The sequence below is a fragment of the Parendozoicomonas callyspongiae genome, assembly GCF_023502345.1.
Classification (GTDB): domain Bacteria; phylum Pseudomonadota; class Gammaproteobacteria; order Pseudomonadales; family Endozoicomonadaceae; genus Sansalvadorimonas; species Sansalvadorimonas callyspongiae.
Genome location: NZ_JAMFLX010000096.1, coordinates 1 through 984, shown reverse-complemented (window position 1 = coordinate 984; position 984 = coordinate 1). Strand labels below are relative to the sequence as shown.

The window sequence follows — 984 nt, the reverse complement described above, 5'->3', positions numbered from 1 at the left end:
TAAGTAGCCAGACAACAGCTTTCATATATTGACCACCTCTACAGCGTACGACAGTACGGTTTCATAGAGTGCTATATTTTCAGTACTGCTGTCCCGAGCCTGCCATGATGAAGAAGATCGTCACTCCTATCACTGATAGTGCCATTATTGATACCTTAAAGTATGCAATGCGCAACGGGCCTCTGCCGTACGTAAGAGAGCGTGCCCATGCGGTATTGCTCAGTTCGAAAGGATACTCTCTTGCCCAGATAGCTGATATTTTTGGTGTTCAATATCAGACGATATCTCAGTGGGTTGATGACTGGGAGTGCTTGGGTATACAAGGCCTATATAAAGATCACGGAGGCGGAAAACCGACGATCTACAATGACCAGGAGATAGAGCGCCTCGCAGAGTTAATTGCAGAAGAGCCACGCCGTATATCTTATGCGCAGGCAAAACTTGAAGAGGAAACGGGTAAACGGGCCTCCTTAAAAACTCTAAAGAGAGCAGCAAAAAAAAATCGGTTTGGTATATAAACGCGTACGCAAGTCCTGTCAGCATAAGCGCGATCAGGTAGCCTTCGAGCGCTGCCATCAGACACTGAAGAACGCTCAGAATGCAGAACGGAAAGGGCTTATAAACCTGTTTTATTTTGATGAATCAGGTTTCTCCCAGCAGCCCTGTGTTCCTTATGCTTGGCAACCAAAAGGAGAACAGTTGAGAATTCCTTCAGTTAACAGCCAGCGCATAAATGTTCTGGGGTTTATGAATCGTGATAATGACCTGTTTTACTACCCTGTTTGTGGATCGGTCACTGGTGATGAAGTCATCCGTGTGTTTGAAGATTTTGCCGAACAAATACAAGACCCGAAATACAGCACTGGCGACCGTTACACTCTGGTCGTAGTTGATAATGCCAGTATTCACACTTGCAAAAAATTCAGAGAACAGCTGGATGACTGGATGATCGAAAAGAGGCTGATTGTTTGCTACCTGCCCACA

Annotated in this window: 1 protein-coding gene and 1 pseudogene; both read left to right on the top strand. The window is 45.5% G+C overall.

Annotated elements, in window-relative coordinates:
* The first annotated feature begins 104 nt into the window (after nucleotides 1-104).
* A complete protein-coding gene (locus M3P05_RS20425; protein ID WP_249701977.1) occupies nucleotides 105-518 on the top strand; it encodes a helix-turn-helix domain-containing protein in 414 nt (137 codons plus the stop codon).
* An 85-nt stretch (nucleotides 519-603) separates the two neighbouring features.
* Nucleotides 604-984 (top strand): annotated as a pseudogene (locus M3P05_RS20420) (transposase); the annotation flags it as partial.